The sequence below is a fragment of the Aliirhizobium wenxiniae genome (genome assembly GCF_019511445.1).
In the GTDB taxonomy this organism is placed as follows: Bacteria; Pseudomonadota; Alphaproteobacteria; order Rhizobiales; family Rhizobiaceae; genus Neorhizobium; species Neorhizobium wenxiniae_A.
On the sequence record NZ_JAEUAN010000030.1, the window covers coordinates 1 to 23,551 of the forward strand.

The 23,551-nt window shown below is 57.7% G+C and carries 18 protein-coding genes; 11 read left to right on the top strand and 7 right to left on the bottom strand.

The window, feature by feature from the left end; all coding sequences use genetic code 11:
* The first annotated feature begins 893 nt into the window (after window positions 1-893).
* Both JNB91_RS26920 and JNB91_RS26925 read left to right on the top strand, forming a co-directional pair.
* Entirely contained in the window at window positions 894-1,211 is a 318-nt protein-coding gene (locus JNB91_RS26920; protein WP_220328559.1) for a hypothetical protein, read from the top strand.
* 424 nt (window positions 1,212-1,635) lie between these two features.
* Window positions 1,636-2,025, top strand: coding sequence for a MarR family winged helix-turn-helix transcriptional regulator (locus JNB91_RS26925; RefSeq protein WP_220328560.1), 390 nt, complete (start codon window positions 1,636-1,638; stop codon window positions 2,023-2,025).
* Here JNB91_RS26925 and JNB91_RS26930 read toward each other — a convergent pair.
* Window positions 2,001-2,543: a hypothetical protein gene (locus tag JNB91_RS26930; protein ID WP_220328561.1), complete on the bottom strand. Its 543-nt coding sequence runs from the start codon at window positions 2,541-2,543 to the stop codon at window positions 2,001-2,003. The genes JNB91_RS26925 and JNB91_RS26930 overlap by 25 nt on opposite strands.
* A 189-nt stretch (window positions 2,544-2,732) precedes the next feature.
* Between JNB91_RS26930 and JNB91_RS26935 the strand changes: the two genes are divergently transcribed.
* Together JNB91_RS26935 and JNB91_RS26940 are read left to right on the top strand one after the other, a co-directional pair.
* Window positions 2,733-3,293, top strand: a complete 561-nt coding sequence (locus JNB91_RS26935) for a recombinase family protein (RefSeq protein ID WP_220328562.1) — start codon at window positions 2,733-2,735, stop codon at window positions 3,291-3,293.
* A 462-nt stretch (window positions 3,294-3,755) separates the two neighbouring features.
* Window positions 3,756-4,436 (top strand): hypothetical protein, encoded by a 681-nt coding sequence (locus tag JNB91_RS26940; RefSeq protein ID WP_220328563.1) that lies wholly within the window; start codon window positions 3,756-3,758, stop codon window positions 4,434-4,436.
* A 331-nt stretch (window positions 4,437-4,767) separates the two neighbouring features.
* On the opposite strand, the gene wrbA is transcribed toward JNB91_RS26940, so the two are convergent.
* Window positions 4,768-5,367: an NAD(P)H:quinone oxidoreductase type IV gene (wrbA, locus tag JNB91_RS26945; RefSeq protein WP_220328564.1), complete on the bottom strand. Its 600-nt coding sequence runs from the start codon at window positions 5,365-5,367 to the stop codon at window positions 4,768-4,770.
* Between the two features lie 294 nt (window positions 5,368-5,661).
* Here wrbA and JNB91_RS26950 point away from each other — a divergent pair, with 294 nt between their 5' ends.
* Window positions 5,662-6,447, top strand: coding sequence for a competence/damage-inducible protein A (locus JNB91_RS26950; RefSeq protein ID WP_220328565.1), 786 nt, complete (start codon window positions 5,662-5,664; stop codon window positions 6,445-6,447).
* Between the two features lie 90 nt (window positions 6,448-6,537).
* The gene (locus JNB91_RS26955) at window positions 6,538-7,377 is read left to right on the top strand and encodes a universal stress protein (protein ID WP_220328566.1); all 840 of its coding nucleotides are present in this window, start codon (window positions 6,538-6,540) and stop codon (window positions 7,375-7,377) included.
* Window positions 7,378-7,426: 49 nt separating this feature from the next.
* Here JNB91_RS26955 and JNB91_RS26960 read toward each other — a convergent pair whose 3' ends face one another.
* On the bottom strand, window positions 7,427-8,020 hold the full coding sequence (locus JNB91_RS26960) for a sugar O-acetyltransferase (RefSeq protein WP_220328567.1): 594 nt from the start codon (window positions 8,018-8,020) through the stop codon (window positions 7,427-7,429).
* A gap of 159 nt (window positions 8,021-8,179) precedes the next feature.
* On the opposite strand from JNB91_RS26960, the gene gpt reads away from it, so the two are divergent.
* The 4 genes from gpt to JNB91_RS26980 all read left to right on the top strand — a co-directional run bounded on the left by gpt (window position 8,180) and on the right by JNB91_RS26980 (window position 15,042).
* Window positions 8,180-8,677, top strand: coding sequence for a xanthine phosphoribosyltransferase (gene gpt, locus JNB91_RS26965; RefSeq protein WP_220328568.1), 498 nt, complete (start codon window positions 8,180-8,182; stop codon window positions 8,675-8,677).
* A gap of 750 nt (window positions 8,678-9,427) precedes the next feature.
* Entirely contained in the window at window positions 9,428-13,234 is a 3,807-nt protein-coding gene (locus JNB91_RS26970) for a vitamin B12-dependent ribonucleotide reductase (protein WP_220328569.1), read from the top strand.
* Window positions 13,235-13,966: 732 nt separating this feature from the next.
* The gene (locus tag JNB91_RS26975; protein ID WP_220328570.1) at window positions 13,967-14,647 is read left to right on the top strand and encodes a hypothetical protein; all 681 of its coding nucleotides are present in this window, start codon (window positions 13,967-13,969) and stop codon (window positions 14,645-14,647) included.
* A gap of 116 nt (window positions 14,648-14,763) precedes the next feature.
* The gene (locus tag JNB91_RS26980; protein WP_220328616.1) at window positions 14,764-15,042 is read left to right on the top strand and encodes a helix-turn-helix domain-containing protein; all 279 of its coding nucleotides are present in this window, start codon (window positions 14,764-14,766) and stop codon (window positions 15,040-15,042) included.
* A 79-nt stretch (window positions 15,043-15,121) separates the two neighbouring features.
* Here the strand turns inward: JNB91_RS26980 and JNB91_RS26985 are convergent, their stop codons facing one another.
* Both JNB91_RS26985 and JNB91_RS26990 read right to left on the bottom strand, forming a co-directional pair.
* On the bottom strand, window positions 15,122-16,213 hold the full coding sequence (locus tag JNB91_RS26985) for a glycerol dehydrogenase (RefSeq protein WP_220328571.1): 1,092 nt from the start codon (window positions 16,211-16,213) through the stop codon (window positions 15,122-15,124).
* Window positions 16,214-16,505: 292 nt separating this feature from the next.
* Window positions 16,506-18,101: an alpha/beta hydrolase gene (locus JNB91_RS26990; RefSeq protein ID WP_346269403.1), complete on the bottom strand. Its 1,596-nt coding sequence runs from the start codon at window positions 18,099-18,101 to the stop codon at window positions 16,506-16,508.
* Between the two features lie 395 nt (window positions 18,102-18,496).
* Between JNB91_RS26990 and JNB91_RS26995 the strand changes: the two genes are divergently transcribed.
* Window positions 18,497-19,882 (top strand): peptidoglycan L,D-endopeptidase MepK, encoded by a 1,386-nt coding sequence (locus JNB91_RS26995; RefSeq protein WP_430736371.1) that lies wholly within the window; start codon window positions 18,497-18,499, stop codon window positions 19,880-19,882.
* A 490-nt stretch (window positions 19,883-20,372) separates the two neighbouring features.
* On the opposite strand, the gene JNB91_RS27000 is transcribed toward JNB91_RS26995, so the two are convergent.
* Together JNB91_RS27000 and JNB91_RS27005 are read right to left on the bottom strand one after the other, a co-directional pair.
* Window positions 20,373-22,346, bottom strand: a complete 1,974-nt coding sequence (locus JNB91_RS27000) for a methyl-accepting chemotaxis protein (RefSeq protein WP_220328573.1) — start codon at window positions 22,344-22,346, stop codon at window positions 20,373-20,375.
* A gap of 460 nt (window positions 22,347-22,806) precedes the next feature.
* Complete coding sequence (locus JNB91_RS27005) at window positions 22,807-23,445, bottom strand: outer membrane protein (RefSeq protein WP_220328574.1); 639 nt, start codon at window positions 23,443-23,445, stop codon at window positions 22,807-22,809.
* Window positions 23,446-23,551 lie beyond the last annotated feature (106 nt).

Below are 23,551 nucleotides of genomic sequence, written 5' to 3' on the forward strand. Positions count from 1 at the left end.
TCACGAAAATCGATCTAAATCCGTCGCGATAACTGTCCGCGACTTTCTGAAATCACTGTCCCGTACTTACTGAAATCGATGTCCGCGACTTACTGAAATGCCTGTCCGCGACATACTGAAACCCGCAAGAAGCGCACCTAATCGAGGAGGAGCAATCAGCCCGCTGAATAAAGTCAGGTCGCCAATTATCGCCTTCCAGCATGCTCCCGGTCCTCAGATACCCGAGCAGAAGGCACCACGCTGGACGGCGATTTTTAGACGACAGGAGTGAGGTGTATGGTTTCGGGCGTGGATCATCTCCACCTAGCGTCTTGCGGCTGAAAACTCAGCGCCAAGGTCACCATCACGGGCAGCGACCTCGGCACCTTATTGCAAGAAGTCATGCAGTAAGGGTGACGGTGCGATTACCACGCACTCAAGGGAAGAACCGAACCGCCTTCGATTACCCCACCCTTTGGGAGAAGGAAGAAAGGGAGAGGTTGTGGCGACAGAAGAAATGCCACCTAAAATTACCGCCCACTTAAGGGAAGACCAAGGGAGCCTCGATCCAATTACCCCTCACTTAAGGAGAAGCCCGAGGGGGAGACCATCATTTGGAATGAACTGGAACAGAGGATGACTGATGAAATCAGGATGATCTCTGTCTCGATATTCATTGGATGATGATCGTGATGAAACCCTAATCCACCTATTGTCTCCCTTAATGTCCACCTAGAGGTTTCCTTCACAGCGAACCCTCGACCACCTCCAACCCCGCACAGTCCCCATCATGGACGCTCGACTTCCGAGAGTGCCGTTTGCATTTCACCGCCCCGGAACCATCACCACCATAGAACCCTGAGACAATCATCATGCACAACGCAACTTCCCTTCGTCGGGAGGATGGCGAAGCCATGCCTTCAGCCGCCTCGAACCTGCAAATTATCATCCGGCCTGCCAGCCTCGATAAGCTGGGGCAGAACTACTCGGTCTCCTTCGAAGGTGAGATCATCATCGACAAGACCCGCAATCCCTCCGCCGATGCCTGCCGCCGTCTGGTCGCTGTCGGCCATTCCGGTGGGCTTGAGGTCTGGAGCATAAGTGAGCCGTTCCCCCGCCTCATCATCCGCAACATCGAGACGGCAGCAGGCCTGACGATCGCCGAGAACACGGCACACGGCCCGAGGGTCGCAGCCTACCAGCCCTTCAACGCCTCGGCTCTTGCCGTCTGACGCGACCATCACCGCTAAACCGAGAGAAGACACATGACCCTTCCGCCTATTCGGACCATGACCATCGACAGCCATGACAACGATGTCGCCATCAGTCGTTTCCTCGCTATCCGTTCCAGTCATATTGCCAAAGCCGGAGAGCTTCGGAAGAGGACTTTCATGGAGCAGGTAGTCTGGACGTCAGTTGCGTAGGTGTCGTCTAGGCCTATACGGAAGACTACAACAACTTGAAGAATGACTGACCGAGGTGACGGCATAGCCTCGGAGAACACTCGGAATATTTTGCCGGAAAAATCCGAGACCCCAATTAGATATAAGGCTTTCCCGGCTTCCCCCGGGTAGGCCCTCCCATCGCATTTATTCACGATTTCAATGTCTTGACTGCGAAATATCCCTCTGCAATCCCACAGGAAAGCCGAAGGAGATGAGCCGCGATGGCCAGATGATCGATACGACACCCTCATACAAGAAGGCCCTGCATGACGCATTCCGGCTCCTCGAAGCGTTCCGCGAGCTGCGCCCCGACATGCCCATGCAGACTGCCTCGGTCTTCTTCCTCGTGGCTATGAAGCCAGGGATTGGGCAGCGTGAGTTGCTCGACCTGATGGACCTCAGCCAAGCAGCCATCTCCCGCAACACCTACGCCCTGATGGCGATTGACCGACACGGCAAGCCGGGGCTGAACCTCATCGTCCAGCATCGCAATCCCGCCGATGGTCGCAACACCATGCTCTACCTTACGCCCGAGGGGAACGCGTTTCTCGCTCGCCTGATGGCGATTGGCCGTCCTCAGAGATCGACCGACCAGACCTGAATGCCATCTCGCTCGAACCGCTCCAGCCGCTGGGTACCAGGGAAGGCGGGCGACATGAAGAAAACATAGCGGTGCTGCTCTCGGCTGCCCGCAAGCTTGTCGAGGTCTTTGGCCAGCTTCCTGTTGTTCTGTGGTCGTACCGCCGCGAAGGTCTCGGCACCGACCAAGCCCGGGACCTCGCTCATAACGTCAAGTGGTTGCGATGCGTGGGCACCGGGAGCGAGATGAAACGCACCGGCATCAGGATGGAGGTCAAACAGTGTCTTTGCCGCCAGAAGGGCAGCCGCATACGTCCACGTCTGGTTGACCTGCTCTATGACATTTAAGGGGCTGTGGGTGACCGGATGGAAGCCGACCAGATCGAATTTCATGTGCCGGATGAGATCGAGAGGCCGACCATCAAAGGCTGAGACCCATGCGGCAACACGGGAGGCCGACTGCTCCAGCTTCACGAGCCGTTCGTCAGCCTCTTGCGCCGATCGCACGATGATATGTTCACTGACTTCCTCGGTAATCATCCCGCAATCCATCGTCCTCAGTCCGCAAGCATTACCATCAGGCCGAGATATATGTCAGTGCCAATAGGCCTCGCCAATGTGGCTTCTCAGAAAAAGGTCTAAAAGCGTCCCACACAAGTGGTGCTTGACTTTTGGAACGAGCAGTGTCAGAAGCCCTTAAACTTATCTGACACTATCGGAGCCGTTCAAATGCCCACCACCATTATTGGTTATGCCCGTACTTCGACCCTCGACCAGACCTATGGCCTCGAAGCTCAGCTCAAGGAGTTGGAAGCGGCAGGTTGCAAGAAGGTGTTCAAGGAGCAGCTCTCCTCGGTCGATAAGGAACGCCCCGAGCTGACCCGTGCGCTGGACTATGCCCGAGAAGGGGATGTGTTCATCGTGACCAAGCTGGATCGTCTGGCCCGCTCTATGGCCGACCTTGTGAGGATCAAGGACACGCTGGAGACCAAGAGGGTCACGCTCAAAATCCTCAACCTCAACATCGATACCTCGACCCCCACCGGCAAGCTGATGCTGAGCCTGCTGGGTTCCATCGCCGAGTTCGAGCGTGACATCATGCTGGAGCGGCAGCGGGAGGGCATTGCTAGGGCGAAAGCTGACGGCAAGTACAAGGGCCGCGCTCCGACCGCTCAGCGGAAAGCCGACGATGTGAGGCGGCTGAAGGCCGAGGGGAAGACCGCTGAGCAAATAGTTGTGGAATTAGGCATCAGCCGTTCGAGCGTATTCAGGGCGCTTCGTGCGGAATAATCACCGGCCCGTTTGTCATGGGGTGATTATGTGTTTTCGTGGCATCTCGGCCGCGTGGCTGCAAATCGATCACTCTGGTCGGCACCTTCATTGGTTTGTATGATGCTTCTCATGTGTTGATGCGAGGGGGATGGAGTGGGGCCAGATTTCACGAAGGCGACAGTGGACGTGCTTGCGCGGCGAGCGCGTTTTCAATGTTCAAACCCTGACTGTGGGGTTCATACGGTCGGACCGAATTCGGCAGAGGACAAGGCGACTACACTAGGCGAGGCTGCCCACATTTGTGGAGCCAAGCCCACGTCCGCACGGTTCGACGAAACCATGTCTGATGCTACAAGGGCTTCTATAACAAATGGCATCTGGTTATGCCCCACCTGCCATGGCCTCGTGGACCGAGATGGCTTGCGGTTTCCTTCGGAGCTTCTCTTTGCTTGGCGTAAGGCGCACGAGGAGCGCGTTTCAATGGAGTTGGGTACGAGGGGGGAGCGTATTCGTTACGAGGTGGAAAAGGCATCAATCCATTTCCTCGACGGATACCCCCAAATCGTCCAAAGAATTGCTACCGACAAGCCGATCGGATGGGAGTGGCGGCTGGCTGCTGAATTGCTCAGATACCTCAGCGCACCTCACGTCAAGCGCTTCCACAACCTTCTGGCTGGTCATTATTATCGGCCATATCCCCGCATAACGAGCGAGGATTTTGCTGGTTGGCTGGCCGGTAGGGCACATATCATGGCCAACCTTATCAGTCCGCTTGCTCCCCTTTATGATCGACTGATTGCGGCCTTCGGTCCACCGGGGCAAAGCGGAGACATGGAGGAGATACACGATGTCTGTGTGTTGCTCAGCGAGGTGATGAGCGAGATCGTAAATCACGAGGAAACTCTACGCTTCACACAGGTTCCTGAGGAAGGGGAAGAACTGCGGCAAATTTTGATCGATGCGCTTGGTAACAACCTTCTGGGGCTGACAGGGGCTGCCGCTGCCCTTGATGAGGTGGTGTCCTTGATAGGAACCGACCATGGAGGGACCATGGAGGAACCTAGAATAGTTACGTGGATTGCGAAGTTCGAACTGCCCGAAGATTTCACGGCGAGCTACGAAGCAGCATTTCGCCGCTATGAACGCGCTATCGGACTTTGAAGGCCTGTCGTCGCGCTTTCAACTGTTTGCGGCGGCATCTAGTGGGGGCTTTTCCACGGTTCCAACGTCACCTGCATCTTCGGCTGAACTCGCTGCCTTGCCAGCCGCTACAAAGATCGCTACAAAGCAGCCGACACGCGATGAAAATAACGCTGTAAAATCAATGATTATGGTGCGGGTAATCGGTTCCCCGCCGTCCGCACCAGACACTCTACTCATTGAGATGAAATAACGCGGATTTGCGGTTTCGTGCCCGTGACTGCACCCTAGACAGGAAAAAGGGAGCAGCAAACGCTGCTCCCTATATTTCGGCCTTGAAGGCTAATCGAGATCAGGCAGAAAGCTTGGCCGCGATCTTTGCAACATGCGCGCCCTGGAATTTTGCGGCTTCCAGTTCGACTTCGGAAGGCTGGCGCGAGCCGTCGCCGTCGGTGATGGTGGAGGCGCCATAGGGCGAGCCGCCCTTGACGGCTTCAACACCCATCTGGCCCTGGAACGCATAGGGAAGACCGACAACCGCCATGCCGTGGTGAAGCAGGGTTGGAATGAAGCCGAGGATCGTTGATTCCTGGCCGCCATGCTGGGTGGCCGACGACGTGAAGACCGAGCCGACCTTGCCGACCAGCTTGCCGCTTGCCCACAGGCCGCCCGTCTGATCCCAGAAATTGCGCATTTGCGAGGTGACGGTGCCGAAACGCGTGCCTGAACCTACGATGATCGCATCATACTGGTCGAGTTCGGCGGGGGTCGCGATCGGTGCGTCCTGATCGAGCTTGAAGTGTGAGGATTTGGCAACCTCTTCCGGAACCAGTTCCGGGACGCGCTTGACGGTGACATCGGCACCGGCAGACTTTGCGCCTTCGGCGACAGCGTAGGCCATCTTTTCGATATGGCCATAGGAAGAATAATAGAGAACCAGAACCTTCGTCATTTTCTTCGTTTCCTCTAAGGGTGTGGACGCTGTTGCAGAGCTTACAGAAGGTGCGCCACTCAACAACTTTTTCAAGAACTCGATGATCATCGATCTGACCTGTAACAAGCGTGTGGCTGAAAACTAACGGACAGTCGCACGCGCTGCCAGACAGCAGCACCACGACGCAGTGTTCACTGTTTTTGAACGATCGCGAAACACCGTATTCAATTTGCGCGTTGTCAAGAAATATCATGGGATTGCATTCCGCGGTGGGCGGATTAACGTCCAACCATTACAGAAAGCGAGCCCACCATGTCCGACATTCCCGCCTCCTCCACCATTGTTACCGCCGCCATGCTCGCTATCGGCGATGAACTGCTTTCGGGGCGCACCAAGGACAAGAATATCGGGCATCTGGCCGATATGCTGACGCTTTCGGCGATCGACCTCAAGGAAGTTCGTATCGTTGCGGATGAGGAAGATGCGATTGTCGAGGCGCTCAATGCCTTGAGGGCGCGTCATGACTACATCTTCACCTCAGGCGGGATCGGCCCGACCCATGACGATATTACTGCCGATGCCGTGTCCAAGGCTTTCGGTGTCGACTGCATTTATGACCCGGATGCGATGACGCTGCTTGGCGAGATGTACAAGCGGCGCGAGATGGAATTCACCCCTGCCCGGCAGCGCATGGCGCGGATGCCGGAAGGGGCGAAACATATCGCCAACCCGGTTTCCACAGCTCCCGGCTTCATCATCGGCAATGTCTATGTGATGGCCGGCGTGCCGCAGGTTTTCCAGGCAATGGTGGACAATGTTCTGCCGACCTTGCGCAGCGGAGCCAGGATGCTGTCGCGTGCCGTCTCCTGCCCCTATGGCGAAGGAGATATCGGGACGCTGCTTGCCGATATCCAGAAGGCGCATCCCGAAACCAGCATCGGCTCCTATCCACGGTTCGACGGAAAGAAATTCTCGACGGAAATCGTCGTGCGCGCACGGGATGAACAGGCGATGGACGCGGCGGCCGAGGCCGTTTCGGAGATGATAGAGACCCTCGATCGCAAGGGGATTTCGGCCAATCCGACTGCCGATGCATGACACTTTGGCAGCGGCCGTTGACCCGTTCCGCGGCAGCACCACCTTATTAAATGCAAGGCTCGACACGAAGCCGATGATGAGGAGATGTCCATGTCCTACAAGACTGTTCTTGCCGTTCTCGACACGCAGCGGAATGCAGCCCAGATCACCGATTTTGCGGTCGCAATCGCCGAGCAGTTTTCCGCGCATCTCGTTGGCGTGCATGCAGAGACGCTCACTGCCGTGCCCTTGATCGCTCCGATGGAAATCCCCGATCCGACCGCAATCGAAATCCTGCAGGAAAGTGCACAGCGGGAAACCCAGGCGATAGAGCAGATCTTTCGCCAGAAGACGACGCGCGAGGGACTTTCATCTGAATGGCGCAGTTACATGCTGGCAGCCGGTTATGCGTCCAGTTCCGTCCAGGAAGTCGCTCGGACCGCAGACCTTATCGTTGCCAACCAGAGCAGCCCCTCCCAGGCAGATCATCGCGCCGATCTGGAAACATTTCTGTTCGAAAGCGGGCGGCCGATGCTGCTCGTCCCCTATACGCTGAAACAGCCAAAACCGATCGAGCGCGTGCTGATCGCCTGGAACGGTTCACGCGAGGCAGCGCGCGCCGTCTTCGATTCGCTGCCGCTTCTGAAGCAGGCCTTATCGGTCGAGGTTCTGGTCATCGATCCGCCTGAACGGGGCGACCGAGATCGGGAGCTTGCCGGGGCTGAGCTCGCCGCTACCCTTGCACGCCATGGCATAGACGTGACCTTGACGACGCAGGACAGCGGCGGCAATTCGCCGGCTGCGGCGATCGAAAACCGGCTTGCCGACAAAAGCATCGATCTTCTCGTGATGGGCGGCTACGGACATTCCCGCTGGTGGGAAATGTTCTTCGGAGGGGTTACGCGCAGCCTGCTCGATTCGATGACAGCGCTGACGCTTCTTTCACGCTGAACAGTGAGCAGCGGCATCCGAATGCCGCTGCCGCCAAAAAGCAAAACGACTATTTCCGACCGAAACTCTCGCGCTTCCCGTCTTCCTCGGTGATCTCGCGGATGACGCGTGCCGGGTTCCCTGCGGCAACGACATTCGGCGCAATATCGCGCGTCACGACGGCACCGCTGCCGATTACCGCGCCGTCTCCAATCGTCACGCCCGGCATGATCGAGACCCCACCGCCGATCCAGACATTGTTTCCAATGGTGATAGGAAGTGCATATTCGAGGCCCGCGTTGCGGCGCTCAGGATCCAGTGGATGACCGGCAGTGTAAATGCCGACATTCGGCGCAATGAAGACATTGTTGCCGATCGTGACCTTTGCGCCATCGAGAATGACAAGGTTGACGTTGGCATAGAAATCGTCGCCGATTTCGATGTTGAAGCCGTAGTCGCAGTGAAATGAACCATCAAAGACGAAGTTTTTGCCGATCCGACCGAGCAGGCCGCGAAGCAACTTCACGCGCTCGTCGTTGTCATCCGGCGAAAGCGTATTCAACCGATGCAGGATGCGCTTGGCCGCCTTACGCTTTTCCAGAACCGCCGGGTCGTAGTTCGCATCATAAAGCAAACCTAGGGCTGCTTTTTCCAGTTCGTCCATCGCATGCTCCATTATGGCTTACGTGCATGTCGTTATGCAGAGGATTAAGGCCATATCTGGCCGCGTGTGCAGCCGTTCCTGCAAGCCCGCTTGCCTTCCTGCCGCATCTGCCGCTATTAGCGAGAGCCAACGAAACTCTCTAGTACTTGGCAGAACCCTATGTCTCTTCCCGAAAAAGCCTTCCCCGTTTCCTGGGACCAGTTTCACCGCGATACCCGTGCGCTTTCCTGGCGTCTCTCCGGCCTTGGCCAGGAGTTCAAGGCGATCGTCTGTATTACCCGCGGCGGCCTTGTGCCGGCGGCGATTATTTCGCGCGAACTCAATATTCGTCTGATCGATACGGTCTGCATCGCCACGCGGCATGACTATATCAATCAGGGCGATACGATCCTGCTCAAGGGCATTGCACCCGAGCTTCTGGAAAACGGCGGCGAATGCATTCTTGTCGTCGATGACCTGACCGACACCGGCAAGACGGCAAAGGAAGTGCGCGAAATGCTGCCCAAGGCGCATTTCGCCTGCGTCTATGCAAAGCCATCGGGCGTGCCGACGATCGATACCTTCGTTACCGAGGTTTCCCAGGACACCTGGATCTATTTCCCCTGGGACATGGGCTTCACCTATCAGGAGCCGATCGCGAAGGGACACAGGGGTTAACCTTATTCGCACAGAGAGCCACAACAGATAGTGTCTCGCGCAGATAACAACCACCAGCAGCACGATATGCGTTAACACACACCCTGCCCTGCCGTTTTGGTGTCAATAGCTGGTCCGTCATCCACAGGATGGCGGACTTTTCTACATTTGGATGGCCGTGTTACCCATATGTCTCAATATGGTATGGCCAGATGCTAAAATGCCCGTTCAGAAAGGGCTTCCAGCGCCACCGCTCTGCCCCGATCGCGCCACAATCCAAATCGGCAAGCCTCGCGCAAGTTTCAGCCTTTTCCGCCAAGCATTTGAGAATCCTAGCTGTTTTTTATTCCCCGTTATCCACAGGTACCGGCCACAATATCTTGTGGTTTAGAAACTCCTACCGGCTACGTCTTGACCGAATCAGCCCCTTTCCGGCATGAATAAACACATGTTGCGGCGGCGACTGGACCGGGAGTAACGAGGCCGGTTCTTTTTCGAGTTTTATGGAAACAATCGAGCGCAGGGCGTGTTTTGACAGACAGCCGGGCGACGGGTTTTCGTGCGCTTAGAAAATCGCTGCCAAGACGATGATTGGGCTGGCATAAACATGTTGTTAATACTATATTTAGTGTTGGCAGCCATCATCCAGCACAATATACAGATAGACATCCAATGAGTCTGGATGGAATTTCAGCCGGCTGCCCATGATGGAGAGCGGCCGCATCGAACACGTGCGCCTATATGGCGACAAAGGATGAGGGACTAGAGGCAATGCGCATCGAACGTCGTTTCACGAAGCCTGAGACAGGCGCTTACGGAACCATCGAGTTCCGCAAGGCGACCAGCGAGATCCGCAATCCGGACGGCTCGATCGTCTTCCGCCTTGCCGATATCGACGTACCCGCGCAGTTCTCTCAGGTCGCGACCGACGTTCTGGCCCAGAAATATTTCCGCAAGGCCGGCGTTCCGAAATTCCTGAAGAAGGTCGAAGAGAACGATGTTCCTTCCTTTCTGTGGCGTTCGGTTGCCGATGAGAAGGCTCTGAAGGATCTGCCGAAGGACGAGCAGTACGGTCCCGAGACAGATGCCCGCCAGGTGTTCACGCGTCTTGCCGGTACCTGGACCTACTGGGGCTGGAAGGGTGGATATTTCTCCTCCGAAGACGACGCAGCCGCCTTCATGGACGAGCTTGCCTATATGCTCGCCACCCAACGCGTTGCTCCTAACTCCCCGCAGTGGTTCAACACCGGCCTGCATTGGGCCTATGGCATCGACGGCCCCGGCCAGGGGCATTTCTATGTCGACCCCTTCACCGGCAAGCTGACGAAGTCCAAGTCGTCCTACGAACATCCGCAGCCGCATGCCTGCTTCATCCAGTCCGTCGGCGACGATCTGGTCAACGAAGGCGGCATCATGGACCTTTGGGTTCGCGAAGCGCGTCTGTTCAAATACGGTTCCGGCACCGGCTCCAACTTCTCCCACCTGCGCGGCGAAGGCGAAAAGCTGTCCGGCGGTGGCCGTTCCTCCGGCCTCATGTCGTTCCTGAAGATCGGCGACCGTGCAGCGGGCGCGATCAAGTCCGGCGGCACGACCCGCCGTGCGGCCAAGATGGTCGTTGTCGATATCGACCATCCGGATATCGAGGAATATATCAACTGGAAGGTCAAGGAAGAGCAGAAGGTTGCTGCCCTCGTCACCGGTTCGAAGATCGTCGCCAAGCACCTGAAGGCGATCATGAAGGCCTGCGTCAACTGCGAAGGCTCGGAAGATGATTGCTTCGACCCGACCAAGAACCCGGCCCTGAAGCGCGAAATCCGCGCTGCCAAGAAGGACCTGGTTCCGGAAAACTACGTCAAGCGCGTCATCCAGTTCGCCCAGCAGGGCTACAAGGATCTTGAATTCAAGACCTATGACACCGACTGGGATTCGGAAGCCTACCTGACCGTATCCGGCCAGAACTCCAACAATTCCGTCTCGCTGAAGGACGATTTTCTTCGTGCGGTTGAAAACGACGGCGAATGGAACCTGACGGCCCGCAAGGACGGCAAGGTAATGAAGACGCTCAAGGCCAAGGATCTGTGGGAACAGATTTCTTACGCCGCATGGGCATCTGCCGATCCGGGCATCCACTTCAACACGACGATGAACGACTGGCACACCTCGCCGGCCGGTGGCCCGATCCGTGGCTCCAACCCGTGCTCGGAATACATGTTCCTCGACGACACGGCCTGCAACCTCGCCTCGCTCAACCTTCTCCAGTTCAAGGACAAGGCAACGAAGAACATCGCGATCGCAGATTACGAACATGCCGTTCGCCTGTGGACCGTCGTTCTCGAAGTGTCGGTGATGATGGCGCAGTTCCCGTCGAAGGAAATTGCCCAGCTCTCCTACGAATACCGCACGCTCGGCCTCGGTTATGCGAACATCGGCGGTTTCCTCATGTCGTCGGGTATTCCCTACGACTCGAAGGAAGGCCGTGCGATCGCCGGCTCGCTGACCGCGATCATGACCGGTATCGCCTATGCGACCTCGGCTGAAATCGCCGGCGAGCTTGGCCCGTTCCCGAATTTCGCCCCGAACCGCGAAAGCATGCTGCGCGTCATGCGCAACCATCGCCGCGCCGCTTACGGCGAGACGACCGGCTACGAGCAGCTCTCGGTCAACCCGGTTCCGCTCTTCCATTCGGAAAACCCGGACCAGACGCTTGCCACCCACGCCAAGGCTGCCTGGGACAAGGCGCTCGAGCTCGGTGAAAAGCACGGCTACCGCAACGCCCAGACGACCGTTATCGCGCCGACCGGCACGATCGGCCTCGTCATGGACTGCGATACGACCGGCATCGAGCCCGATTTCGCACTCGTCAAGTTCAAGAAGCTCGCCGGCGGCGGTTACTTCAAGATCATCAACCGCGCCGTTCCGGATGCGCTGCGTTCGCTCGGCTATTCGGAAAGCCAGATCGCCGAGATCGAAGCTTACGCTGTCGGTCACGGCAACCTGAACCAGGCTCCCGGCATCAACTCGTCGACGCTTGCCGCCAAGGGTTTCCCGGCTGACAAGATCGAAGCCGTCAACGGCGCCCTGAAGTCGGCCTTCGACATCAAGTTCGTCTTCAACCAGTGGACGCTCGGCGCCGACTTCCTCAAGGAAACCCTCAAGGTTACCGATGAGCAGCTGTCCGACATGAGCTTCAACCTGCTTGAGCATGTCGGCTTCTCGAAGAAGGACATCGAAGCTGCCAACGTTCACGTCTGCGGTGCGATGACGCTCGAAGGCGCGCCTTTCCTCAAGGAAGAGCACCTCGCCGTCTTCGATTGCGCCAACCCCTGCGGCAAGATCGGCAAGCGTTATCTCTCGGTCGAGAGCCATATCCGCATGATGGCGGCTGCCCAGCCGTTCATCTCGGGCGCGATCTCCAAGACGATCAACATGCCGAACGAGGCAACCGTCGAGGATTGCGGCGCAGCCTACATGCTGTCCTGGAAGCTGGCACTGAAGGCCAACGCCCTCTACCGTGACGGCTCCAAGCTGTCGCAGCCGCTCAACGCCTCGCTCATCGACGAGGACGATGCGGAAGAGGCGATCGAGGAACTGGTACAGGCTCCGACCGCCGCCCAGGCCGTGCAGATCACCGAAAAGATCGTGGAACGCGTCATCGAGCGCGTTACCCGCGAGCGCGAAAAGCTGCCGAACCGCCGTCAGGGTTACACCCAGAAGGCCAATGTCGGCGGTCACAAGGTCTATCTGCGTACCGGCGAATTCGGTGACGGCCGTATCGGCGAGATCTTCATCGACATGCACAAGGAAGGCGCTGCCTTCCGTGCGATGATGAACAACTTTGCCATCGCCATCTCGCTGGGTCTGCAATACGGCGTGCCGCTGGAAGAATATGTCGAAGCCTTCACCTTCACCAAGTTCGAGCCGGCCGGCATCGTGACGGGCAATGACGCGATCAAGAACGCCACGTCGATCCTCGACTACGTGTTCCGCGAACTCGCCGTCTCCTATCTCGGCCGTCACGATCTGGCTCACGTCGATACGTCGGACTTTTCCAACACGGCGCTCGGCAAGGGCATCAAGGAAGGCAAGACGCAGCTCGTTTCGACCGGCTGGACCCGCGGCTACAAGCCGACCCTGATCCAGGGCGGCGCAATGGGCGCATCGGAAGCCAAGGGTTCGGCCACCGCCGCCCCTGCCCGCGCCTCGGCCAGCGTTACCTCGATTGCCGGTAATACGGCCCGCAAGCTCGAACCGGCAATGGCCATCTCGACCTCGGAAGTCGTTTCCTTCAAGCGCGATTATGAAGAGCGCGCCAAGGAACTGGCCGAAGAGATTGCGGAAGACGCGGTTGTTGCCGATGAAGGCAAGCAGGTCGCAACCGCACTCTTCTCCGACAAGGCCGAGGCTGACGCGGCCGCCGCCAAGACCGAAGCCAAAAAGGTCGAAGCCGACCGCCGCATGAAGTCGATCATGCAGGGTTATACGGGCAACATGTGCTCCGAGTGCCAGAATTTTACGATGGTGCGCAACGGGACGTGTGAGAAGTGCGACACTTGCGGCGCGACGAGCGGTTGCAGCTGATTTCTGTGAATAGCTGAGGATAATCTAGCCCGGAGGAAACTTCGGGCTAGACAACTAAGAGGCGTCCAACTCAGATTAAAGTAAGAATACGAATCACTAAACAAGTAAAAACAAACACTCTAACAGCGACAAGATCCAAAAGTACGTAGAAAATAGAAAAAACCTCCCTAGCGAGGATTTTTCTATTTTTTATGTAATTTAATGCTTTACGAAATAAAGCCATCCGCCGACTTGAGACAATAAAATAATTATTGACTTAATTCGCACACGGATATACAAACCCTATTCTGCAGATCCATAAAAATAATTCTTTACAAAGAATTAAAACTTCGCTACTGATTCTATGTCTCGAAATCGCTTTCGGGGCTAAATCAGAAACGGAGGCAATATCGCATGGCTACGAACCCACCTAACGGCGATGGACGCCGTATTGGAGCGGTCCGCGATCGCTCACAGGTTCACAATCCCAAAACCGACACCTGGACCAAACGCGGCCCTGACGGGAAGTTTATGGACGGGAAGAAAGACGGAACGCCGTTCAAAGGCGTCAGAAAGGAGCGTTAACGCTCCGCTCGTGCCGTGACCAAGCGCCAACTCGGCCACGACACGCCGCGAAAGCCAAGGCAACGCGGGGCAAAGAGACCTTCGTCCCTATACCGTAGCAAAGTGAATTATAGGATCAGAAGGCTTAGAGTCGAGTAGCCTGGCACCTTTTTTACAAGGACGCCCATAATGGCACCTATACCCACATTCGGTTTCTCTGCGTTTATCGGAATGCTCTTCCTAAATGAACGCCCTCAACGAACCAAAATAAAGAACCGCATTGCACCCTCAAAAAAGGGCGGCGTGGACTACCACACACCATTCCGACAAGCTGCCCATAAATTGATATCGCAGGGAAAACCTCTCGAAGAGATCGTCGCCTCTATGCAGAATATAAAGCAGAACGCCCGAAGGGAGTCTGCAATAAACGGAATAAAACGCCTACATGCATGGCAGTTACTCCGCATATACATGCCTATGAATTTTGGCTCAGCAATCTACCAAAGCCCAAATTCCGTCTTCAAAATTCGCTTCGAACCTGACCTTGGCCTAGACATTGATGGCCGCCACACCGCGATACATATCTGGAACAATAAGGCTGACATAGATCCCACACTGACATTGGCCGCGCTAACTTTTCTGAAAGATAGTTACGCTGGCATGCGAGGCGGACCTGATGATTGGGCCGTGCTGTCGACCAAGGATCTAATTCTATATCGACATTCAGAGGCCAGTGAGAATCATCGTTCCTTGGCAAAACTGCTTTCCGCTAAGCTTGAAAAGACGTTCGCCAACGTACGGTCTGAAATTGAGGCCACAGAAGAGAAGCCATTTAAACGCCCCGAAGACCATCCAGACGAGCCGTTTTAATTTCGATGCGAGGCACCCCATAGGTGCCTCGCATCGCACCAATCGCGCCGAAACTGAATCTGATGACGACAACGGATACAGAGCCCAAAGCAACCGACTGGTCCCACCTCGACGCCATGACCGACGAGGAAGCGGAGGCCAATGCACTGGCTGATCCCGACAATCCGCCGATGACGGAGGAGCAGTTTCGCACAGCACCCCGCATGCCGCGGGTGAAGGTCATTCGTCGGGCGCTTGGTCTGACGCAGGAGGAGTTTTCGGCGCGCTATAAGATTCCGCTCGGCACGTTGCGGGATTGGGAACAGGGGCGCTCTGAGCCGGATCAGCCGGCGCGGGCCTATCTCAAGGTGATTGCCGTCGATCCTGAAGGGACGGCCAAGGCGCTGGTGGCTTAGTCGCTGCTCACCTTCTTGCGACAGCGAAAATTCGGACAGGAAAAGCCGGGCACCCGAAAATGCCCGGCGCAGTATTCAATCAAACAACCTTCGCCAGTGCGTCCACCGCAAAGATCGCGTCGGCCACTTCCTCAGCCGTGAAATCGCTGCGCAGGTTCTGCAGCGTGTCGTCCTTGCTGTTGGCAAGCTTTCCGACCTTGATCAGGTCTTCGCGGGAAACGCCTTCCAGGTGCAGTTCGGCCAATGTCACCGGCATTTTGATCGAGCGGTAGAAGTCGATATAGCCGGCGATCTCGTCGTCGGGGCGCTGTTCGAGGATCATGTGGGCGAGCGTGCCGTAGGCGACCTTTTCACCGTGGGTGAGGTGGTGGATATCACCGTTCAGCGCCGTGAAGCCGTTGTGGATGGCGTGGGCTGCGGCCAGACCGCCGTTTTCGAAACCGAGGCCGGAGAGAAGCGTTGCGGCTTCGACGACCGCTTCGACGGCGGGTGTTACCAGCTTCTGTTCGACCGCCTGATAGGCGCTGACGCCGTAGGTAAGCAGCGTCTTTTCGCAGGCTTCCGCAATCGCCATGCCGGCGATGGTGGCGGAGCCGCCGACCATGGTTTTCGAATTGGAGCGCTGGACGGCGAGTGCCTCGACGTAAGTGGCGAGACCATCGGCAATGCCCGACGCAAAGAGGCGAACCGGCGCCTGGGCGCAGATCCAGGTATCGACCAGAACCAGATCCGGGTTCTTGGCATAGAAGCGGTATTTCTCGAACACGCCGTCATCGGAATAGATGACCGACAGCGCGCTGCAGGGCGCGTCCGTCGAGGCGATCGTCGGCACGATGATGACGGGGCTTTTCAGCTCGTCGGCAACGGCCTTGACCGTATCCAGCGTCTTGCCGCCGCCGATGCCGACGACGAGGTTGGTGCCGTTCTTCTTCGCCACCTCGACGAGACGATTGATCTCGTTGGTGGAGGCTTCACCTGAGAACTTTTCGCGGGCGAACTCGACCTTGCCGGAGACCGCCGCCTCGACCTTCGTGCCGATCAGGCCCCAGACGATATCGTCGGATACGAGGAGGGCCTTGGTGCCCATTTGGGCAAGGTAATCGCCCAGTTCGGCAATGACGCCGCTTCCCTGAATATAACGGCCGGGGGAGGCAAAAATTCGCTTGGTCATGTCTGTCACTTCCAGTTGATCAATAGAAAAACTACCAGGTGGATATCGACCGGCTGGCGGCCCAAGGCAAGACTTTTGGTCGCAACCAACGAAACAGTTACCGATCAACATGGAGCGGCAAACGGATAATTCATTGAGGCCGACCATCGCAGGCGAAGGGATTTTTCTCTGCAAAAACAGAGGTCCATACCTACGAATTACATTTAAGCGCAGATGCATCCCCCACCGCTCGTACAGAGCATGGACACTGTGTTTCCAAACTGGAGCACCTGCAGCCGGGATTTCGGAAATCTCAGTTTTCCATGGACTGAAACTGCTGCTTGAGGCGGGCAATGTCAGCGGGCGAGACGGCGGGATCGGTCAACGGAATCCAGGCGTCGATATAGTGTTCCGGCGCGTAGACGTGGCCGTGGCCGATCGGGGAACTGGTGGCGATCGCCATATCGACGGCCAGTTGCAGGCCGGTGACGACCGGGATCCAGGTGAAGCTTTGCGAGACATCCGGTCCGCGGGGGTCTTTCAACCAGGCAGGCTCGCGAAAGAAGGAGGACGGATCGAAGAAGGTGACCGGATCGCTTGCATATTGCAGGTAGATCATGCGGATCGGCCCCCAGGGCGCAAAGCCGTTTGAAGCGGTTTCCAGCTGATTTGCAAAACGCACGATCGATCCATCGCGGAATTTCGGCAGCCAGGCGGGAGATCCCTTTTCGCGCATCGCGGTGATCGCATTCCATCTTGCGCTGCGGAATGGCGGGCCGCTCCACAGAGCCCCCTGGAACGGATCGGCGACGACGTCATAAATGTCGGTGGAGAGCTGCGAGTTCAGTGCGCCTAGGCTGAGGCCATGCAGATAGAGCCTCGGGCGCGTTTCCCTCGGCAGGGTTTTCCAATAGTCGTAGATGGCCTGAAACAGTGCGCGCGCCGCATCCTGGCCGTTTTCCGGTTCGACCAGCAGGGAGAGCCAGCTCGACAGATAGGAATATTGCAGGGCGACGCTCGCGACATCCCCGTCATGCAGATATTCGAGCGTGTCCATCGCGGCCGGATCGACCCAGCCCGTGCCGGTAGGGACAACGACGACCAGGAGCGAGCGCTCGAAGCCGCCTTGCCTCTCGAGCTCCTTCAGGGCCAGAGCCGCACGTTCCTCGACCGTTTCGGCACTGTTTAGCCCGGCATAGACACGTATCGGGTCGAGAGCCGGCTTTTGCCAGAACTCACCGATGGCTTCGGCTTTCGGGCCGGTCGAGACGAATACCCTGCCCTGCCGGCCGAGCGTATCCCAGCCGACCAGCGATCCCGGTCCTCCAGTCACGGTGGGGCTTGTCGGCGGCGTCTCGTCCGGCTCGATCAACGCATCGGCCTTCTGGAACGAGGCATCAGTCGCATCGAGCGCCCATCTGACGAGCAGCCCCTGCCCGATCAACCAGAAGACGGCGATCGCAAGCGTCAGGCCGATAACGTTGGACACCCGGCGCGGCATGATCGCATCGAGCCAATGGGAAAAACGACTCGCGGCCAGTTGGAACAGCCAGCCAAGCGCCAGCAATATCGCAAAGGTGATTGCGGCAATCCCTGCAAGGCGAAACGGATCGGCGCTTTCCTGCGGCTGCATCTGCCAGAGCGTGCGGATGGAATTCTGCCATTCGACGGCGTGCCAGAGGAAAGCAATCGATACGATGATGGCAAAGAGAAGCGTGGTTGCCCGCAGCGGAGCCGCGTGTTTCGAAAACCAGGGAAGCTCCAGATATCGCCAGAGCCAGCCGATGAAAACGCCAAGCGCATAACCCGTCGCGGCGCAAGCACCGGACAAGACGCCCTGGATGAGCCATGAGCGAGGCATGAGGCTTGGTGTGAGGGACGCCGCGAAGAACAGAAGCGCGAGAAGCACGCCCGTTGCACTCAGGGACCCTAAAAACCGCAAAACAAACCGCAATATTCGCCCGCCCAACTGCTCGAAACACCCCAACTCTCGTCATCAAGGCAAATAGCGCGCGGGGTCGCAAGATCCAGCGCGCCACGGCCATTCATCTGCGCAACCTGCACGACTTGGGCGGGAAAATCCACAAACCTCTGTCGGCATTTTTCTGGCGGCGCCGATAGGCAGACCTGATTAAAAACTGGCCCAAGGAGCAGCCCCCATCTTCACGAAAGCGTGTCGGGGCGGCACAGCTAATATTTCGTCAACCTCCTATTAGCATTTCATTGACCATAATCGCGGCTTCGTTGCCGGGGTTTCGTTGTTCGTCCCGGTTGTGGTGATCTTGGCGTAAAGCGAGTTGTGTCGTGTTCCAGCCCCTGTCGAATGCTCCCCTTAAGAGTGCGATCAGCACACTTCTGGGCCACGCCGCCGATACGGCATTCACCCTCGCCAAGGTCTCCTGCGCTGCCGTGTTCGCGCTGTCCGCTTTTGCCGGGACCGCCGCGATGGCATTGGCCGAAGACCGGACGCTGAAACTGCATTTTACCCATACCGGCGAGCGGGCGGCCATTACCTACAAGCGTAACGGCCGCTTCGACCAGAAGGGGCTTGCGCAGGCCAACCGGCTGCTGCGTGACTGGCGCAAGAACCAGTCGACACGCATGGACCCGCGTCTGCTCGATCTCGTCTGGGAAGTTTACCAGCGCAGTGGCGCCACGGACTATATCCGCGTCGTCTCCGCCTATCGTTCGCCTGCCACCAACAGCATGCTGCGCGGCCGTTCGCGCTCCTCGGGCGTCGCCAAGAAAAGCCAGCATACGCTCGGCAAGGCGATGGATTTCTATATTCCGGGCGTGAAGATCTCGACACTGCGCCGGCTTGCCATGCAGGCGCAGGTCGGCGGCGTCGGCTTCTATCCGACCTCCGGCTCCCCCTTCGTGCATCTCGACGTCGGCAGCGTGCGCGCCTGGCCGCGGATGTCGCGCAAGGAACTGGCGGGGATCTTTCCAAACGGCAGGACAATGCATCTTCCGGCAGACGGCCGGCCGCTCCCCGGATACGATCAGGCCGTAGCCGACTACAAGCGTCGCGTGGGGTCGCAGTCGATCCAGATCGCCAGTACGGCACCGGATGACGACGAAGATACCGGAAGCGCAAAACGCGGCGGTAGCGGCCTGTTGACCGCCATGTTGCCAACCCCGAAGAGCCGCGCGGCGGAAGCGCTTGCTGAACAGACCAATCCAAGAGCCATAGCCAATGCTTCCGGCCGGAAGACGGATCCGGAATTTGCCGATCTTGCTCAACTTTCCGCACCGCTGCCGATCCTGCGGCCGGGACGATCCGGCACCGTCGATCCGATCCAGACCGCATCGCTTGCGCCGACCCCGAGCCTTGCGCCCGTCATCGCGGCAAGACCAGTGCCTGCCACCCTGCCCGCAGGCACGCCCGCCTTCAGCGCGCTTGCCGCTCTTACCCCTCCCGACGGTATGAAACTGCTGCCTACGCCGGAAGGCTCGATTGCATCCCTGCCGATCACCGGGCCGGATCTCGATATCGAAGACGAGTTCGATGGCGAGGATACGCTTTTGTCATGGGCACTTGCGGCTCCTGGCAGCGATATCGGCATGGCCGCACCCGTCGTCATCGGCCGCACGCTGACAGATCTCACGGCAGAAGCTTCGCGCAGCACGCCCTTGCCGCTTTCGATCGCCGAAGAATTCGATCACGACAGGTTCTGGTCCGGTGGCTGAAGGCCGTTTCAGCACAACCAAGCCTGCACGATACAGCGCTCATAGATTGCATCCGATTCGTAGAGCGATACTGCCGAATCGCCTAGCGTCCTCACCGTACCAATCGGGAGGACGATATGCCGAGTTGCAAGGACAGTAACGGGGATACCTGGGATATCTATCAGAGCGGCAGTCAGTGGCGTTGGCGCCGCACCGCCTCGAATGGCGCTATCGTGGGCGCCTCAACCGAAGCCTATGTGAACCAGAGCGACTGCATCGATAATGCCAGGCGCAATGGAATGAAGTGTAATCCGATCTGATGTGTGTCGGGACCCTTCGGGTTCGCTCTCAGGCCTTAGATCCCTGTCTTGTCGCATGGTCTTTGCCCAAGACCGCGGCGCAAGCTTGAGCGGCGCGCTGTAACGCAAAAACAAATACGGGCCTTCGCCGCGAGGGATCGAAGGCCCGTGAACATTGCGTGTAAACTTACCGGCTCAAGCCGGCGAACAGGCTAGAATTCAGCCCACTCCGTTTCCTTGACCGCAGCTGATGAGGCCGCACCGCCTCCGAACGCGGAAGCAAGCTTGCGACCCAGCGAACGCGCCGGAGACAGGCGCGGCCGCTCGTCTTGCTCGGCAACACGTACGGGTGCAGCCGGGCGGGACATCTGCCGATCGGCCGGACGCGACGATTGCTGGCGTTCATTTCCGACCTGGAACTGGCCGAGCAGCACCATCAGAGCCTCGGCATCCTTTGCAAGGCTGTGGCTGGCGGCCGTCGATTGTTCGACCATTGCAGCATTCTGCTGCGTACCCTGATCGATCGCGTTGACTGCCGTGTTGATTTCCTGAAGCCCGAGCGACTGCTCGCGCGAAGCTTCAGCAATCGCCTGAACGTGCCGGTTTATCTCATGCACTTCGGAGACGATCGCATCGAGCGCCTTGCCGGTTTCACCGACCAGATTGACACCCTGTTCGACATGGCTGCCTGACGTATTGATCAGGACCTTAATTTCCTTGGCGGCAGCGGCTGAGCGCTGGGCCAGTTCACGGACTTCCTGCGCCACGACGGCAAAGCCTTTGCCCGCATCACCGGCACGCGCCGCCTCGACACCGGCATTCAGCGCGAGAAGATTGGTCTGGAAAGCGATATCGTCGATGACACCGATGATGTTGCTGATTTCAGACGAAGAGCGCTCAATCTGATGCATCGCATCGACGGTGTTGCGGACGATTTCGCCGGATTTCTCGGCACCTGCACGGGTGCGGGCAACGAGCTGGCTCGCCTCCTCTGCACGGCTTGCGGCATCCTTGACGGTGGTCGTGATTTCCTCCAGCGCCGCGGCCGTTTCCTCGACGGAAGCAGCCTGTTGTTCGGTGCGGCTGGACATGTCGTCGGCGGATGCGAGAAGCTCGTTGGCGCTGGCAGTGATCGCGTTTGCGTTGATGCCAACAGACTGCATGGCTTCACGAACCTTGCTCAGCGATTCGTTGAAATCCCCGCGAACCCCATCAAGATCAGCGACGAAGGGTGTGTCGATGGTCGTGACCAGATCGCCGGCAGCCAGACGTTTCAGGCCGTTACCCAGCGACTGCAGCGCGAACTGCACATTGCGAGCCTCGGCGGCCTTTTCGAATTCCTGGCGCTCTCTCTCGCTTTCGGCAAGACTTCTCGTGGTTTCGGTCTGCTCCTCCAGACGGACACGCTCAATCGCATTTTCCCGGAAGACGGCAACGGTAGCGGCCATCTCGCCAATCTCATCGCGCCGATCATGACCGACGATCTCACCGGAGGTTTCACCCTGCGCCAATTGCTGCATCCGCTCGCGCAGAAGATGCATTGGCTTGGTGACGCCCTGCTGGACGAAATAGGCGGCAAGCAACAGAACGACAATAATACCGGCAACCATGGCAACCATATTGGTGACGATCGTGTCGTGGACCAGCTTGGCCAGACGATCCGTGCCAGCGGTCTGCACTGCCTGCAGAGCGCTGTTGCTGTCGTTGAATTGCTTGGAGATGCGTGTGGTCAGCGCTTCGAGCGCTCCCATGCGCAGGACGGCCGCCTGGTATTGTCCTTCATTGCGAAGCTTAACGATGTCGTCGAGCAGTGCCCTGACGCCGTTGATATCGACGAACAGGCTATCCATCGCCGGCTTGGTGGTGGGGACAAGCTTCGACAGTTCCTGCATGCGGCCGACTGCGATCCCGAGCAGGGAATCGAATTCTTTCTGTGCCGTTTCGAACTGCGGCGCGTCAGGAGAGAAGATCAGAAGACGCCCGAGACGAACGGCGGCACCGTTAACCCCGGAGCTTGCTCTTGCCGATAGGAGGGCAGCCTTCGCCTCGGTATTGAGGAAGTCATTATAGGCCAAGCTGGCTTCATCAAACTTGTATGCAAAATAGGACACTCCGCAGAGAGAAATGAGTGCCAACACGCCAATGGACAAGAGGATCTTGGTTCTGATGCGTAAATGCTTCAACATCGAATATTACCTATGAAATCGACCGGTTCGGAAATGCGCCATAACCGCAGCTCGATTTGCATCGGCTTCAAAGAGATGGCGAAAAATAGGGGATGGTTCGCATCATGCGACGGATCATTGCAGGGTCACCTGCACTGCCACCAAAGAACCGCAGATGGATTAATGCATCCAAAATAAAACGATATGAATACCTTGATTTCGCATGACAAACGTCAACTACATGACGTTAATTTCAACATAGACCATGACGACACCGAAATATACTTAAGTATAATTTCTGAAATTAAAAAACCAAATCAGTGCGGCCTCGGTAATTATCGACGCCAGAAGCACGGTATGCGCGCTCATCCTATCCATGCGGACCGGCACCATGTCCGCCGCAAAACGAAAATGGCGCCGCACACGTGAAGGTGTGCAGCGCCATCGCTATTTCATTCGCGAGCCTTAGCGGCTCAAGATTTTAGAACTTGTAGTTCACGCCAGCCTTGATGGTGTGGTCGCCGATCGTGCGCTCAGACGTACCGGTGTCGGTGCGGAAGCTGCGAACATCGCTGGTCTGCGTGTAGTTGTACTCAACGCGGCCCGAGAGATTGCCGGTAATCTTCTGCTCGACGCCAGCGCCAACCAGCCAACCGGGCTTCCAGCCATCCGGACCTTCCGTGGCGCCGTTATCGCGCAGGCTGGTCATTGCCACACCGGCGGTACCGTAAACCAGCGTGCTGCCGAGCGGCGCACCGACCTTGGCCTTGGCCGCGATACGGTAACGTTCCTTCAGCTTGCCGCCGCGCACGCCCACTTCCGCATCACCAAGGTGAGAAAGCTCGGCTTCTCCGCCAACGACCACACCGTTGATTTCGGTGTTGTAACCGCCATGGATGCCGCCGGTGAATTCAGAAGAGCTGGAAAACGGGTTCAGCTTGTCCGAGGCCGTGCCTGCATGAATACCAGCGTAAGCGCCGCTCCAGTCGGAGGACGGGCCAGAAGGCTCGTTGTAAGCCGGCGGCTCATAGGAACTCGTCAGGTCAGCAGCGGATACAGAAAGTGCAGAACCGGAAACGAAAATGGCGGCGATCGCCAAGGCGAAGGGCTTCTTGGTCATGATACAGTTACTCCATACACAGCCTGCGTCTGGCGGATGGGCAGGCGATACATCCAGCTTTCAAGCCTCGGGTCGTCATGCGGATTGCCCTACCCCTGGCCGCATG